The 2,526-nt window shown below is 62.5% G+C and carries 2 protein-coding genes; one reads left to right on the forward strand and one right to left on the reverse strand.

What is annotated here, in order from left to right; all coding sequences use genetic code 11:
- Nucleotides 1-1,444: 1,444 nt before the first annotated feature.
- A complete protein-coding gene (locus MJD61_13105; GenBank protein MCG8556207.1) occupies nucleotides 1,445-1,873 on the reverse strand; it encodes a hypothetical protein in 429 nt (142 codons plus the stop codon).
- A gap of 216 nt (nucleotides 1,874-2,089) precedes the next feature.
- On the opposite strand from MJD61_13105, the gene MJD61_13110 reads away from it, so the two are divergent.
- The coding region (locus tag MJD61_13110; protein ID MCG8556208.1) for a hypothetical protein at nucleotides 2,090-2,526 on the forward strand (437 nt) is incomplete at its 3' end.

A 2,526-nucleotide genomic window follows, 5' to 3' on the forward strand; every position in this document is an offset into this window, starting at 1 on the left:
CCACCATCATGCTGAAAGCTGTCGCCTGGAAGGCGAGGGTTTTGACCCACCCAAGGTGAGACAATAAGTTGTCGCCCCAGCACTTGACCTGGCGCGTGCTCAGACGCGCGCACGTGTGCGCCGCACTCGCACCCGGGGGAGACCTCGACGATATCGCTGACCACGGTGACTGCGACAGGGGTGCTGGCACTCGTCCTCGTGCCGTTGCCCAGCTGGCCCTTCGTATTCGCGCCCCTGGCCGCCACCGCCGCACCCGCCCGGATATCCCCAAGCCTCAACGCGGGTCGGGTCGCCCGCCCGGCCCGCCCCACCCCCAACCCAGGTCGGGTCGGCCGTTTTGAGGGGATGGTTCAGAGCCATGGCCCGTTCTCTCAGGGCGTCACAAGCGACACGCTCAAATCCACATCCATTGGTGCCAGACAGGCTCGTTCCAAGTGAGTCCTATTTCTGGGAATCCAGCGCGCTATCAGCCGCGCCCCTGCCTTCGTTCGCGCATCGATACCTCCTGTACAGCTCCCGCACGGAATGGGGGTACAGCTCCCGCACGGAATGGTAGGACCGGCGGCGCCCAAAAGCAGGGCGCCCAAGAGCAGGTTCACTTCCGCGAGCTCGAGCGGAACGCCGTCAAGGCTCACCGACACGTCTTTCGGCTCGTACGACCAACGCTGCAGATCGCTTGTGCCATTGATGGGCTCCATTCGCGGTTGGCCTAGGATTTGCCCGGTTGGCGTTACCGAACCAAGACCCTCGATCACAAGTCGCGCCCCCTGCTGTGGCCCCCACAAGTCTGGCCCCCTCATGCCCGGCCCCCCTCCCATGTTCGGTACCCATCCACTCCCTCCGAGGGCAATTTGCGGCATTCTATCAAGTCGCGCACATACCGCATAGAGCACTCCCAACTCCCATGCTCCATTGCTGCTCGCGGTCGTGCGTATGAAGCTCTCGTCCTCCGCGCACAGTTCCTTTCCGCAGCTGCCCGAAAGGCAAGGCCTCAACATCCGCTGGTGGAGCGTATACGAAACGATCGAGCCAGCCATACACTGTACAGGCGGCAGCCTGCCTCCCCCAATCGGGAACATGCCTCCGACAGACGGAAACATGCCCCCACCGGACGGGAACATACCTCCGACAGAAGGGATACCTGCAGAAGGGATACCTGCAATTGCTGCGCCCGAAACCGGCTGTGCACCGTTGCTGCATGCAATGGTTCCCAAGAAAGCAGCTGCTACCGCCACCACGGGATGGCGCCCACCAGTAAGAAAGCTAGGCCACATGATCCTTCCTTTGTCCCTGCTGAGCCGCCTGGCAGCCCCCTTAAACAATATTGCTGTACCGCCCTCTCGCATCATCATCGTGTAACGTTGTCGACGACCGGCGCCATTACCCAAACTCCTCAGCCCTCGGGCCAAGGCGTCGCGTCAAGAGCATCATCTTGACCCGACGCCTAAATACGGCTACCTGCGTGGCTTGCCGTCCTTCTCCACCAACCAAACGCGCAGACCGTCCTCGCTGACCCGCAAGTCACGAACCTCCTCGAGCCCTGGTCCTTCAGCTCCTTCACCTGTTGTCTTATCCGCTTGATCCGGTGCTCCCGCGTCTCCTGAAGTAGCGGCCGCTTCCAGCCCTCGACCTTTTCGTCCCGCAGCTTGTTGCCGCGAGCTCTCGTCGCTTCTGGCCGCTCCTTCCCAATCTCCAGCAGCGAGACCCCCACGTATCCAGGGCCCGGAGCCCCGTCCTGGAAGTCAGGGTCTCCCTGGAAGTTCAGCATGAGCATGTTCCACTCGTTGATGTCGCAGTCGCAGACGGCCCCCGCCGGCGTTCCACACTGCCCCGTATTACGAAGCCAGACGCAGTACCCCTTACGCGACCCCATGCAAGGTATACACCCCTGCGTGCCAAAAGAGTACTGAAACGAATTAGCTGGAGGCGCACCAACCATCTGGTAAAGATAGTTCATGACGGATGCCAAGAGGGGGACGACCCGACCCGCGTTGAGGCATGGGGATATCCGCGGGCGGTGCGGCGGTGGCGGCTCGCAGCTGGAGCCCACGGTCACCAGCCGGCTTCGTCGCGCAAGGACGGGCTCCTGATGGGCCGGAACCGTACAACGGTGCGGCAAAGGTACACGAACCCAAACGCTGAGCGTGCAGCGCTTGCCGGCGCACGCCGGCGGACGCCAACTCGGGTCGGGTCGGCCCGGGTCAGGTCGCAAGAAAAGATCTTCGGCGAGGCCAAACCGCAAGAAAAGATCTTCGGCGAGGCCAAACAACACAGCGGGCTTGACCTCGTCGCCACACGCACCTTGCACGGCAACCAGATCTTCACCATGGCATCACTGCTGTCGCACAACCTCGGTCGTGAGCTGCAAATGCAGGCTGTGCCGAAACAACGCGGCACGCTATCGAAGCGACCTGCCTCGTGGCGTTTCGACCAACTCGGCACGATTCGTCAGCGCATCCTGCATCTCGCAGGACGACTGTCACGACCGCAGGGCGAGCTGACCATGAGCGTCAGTGACAACCCCGC

It is taken from the genome of Pseudomonadota bacterium (assembly GCA_022361155.1).
Classification (GTDB): Bacteria; Myxococcota_A; Polyangia; order Polyangiales; family JAKSBK01; genus JAKSBK01.

Coding starts and splice junctions, on each gene's coding strand:
- MJD61_13105 (MCG8556207.1), bottom strand. CDS start 1,873: ATGGGGTCGCGTAAGGGGTACTGCGTCTGGCTTCGTAATACGGGGCAG.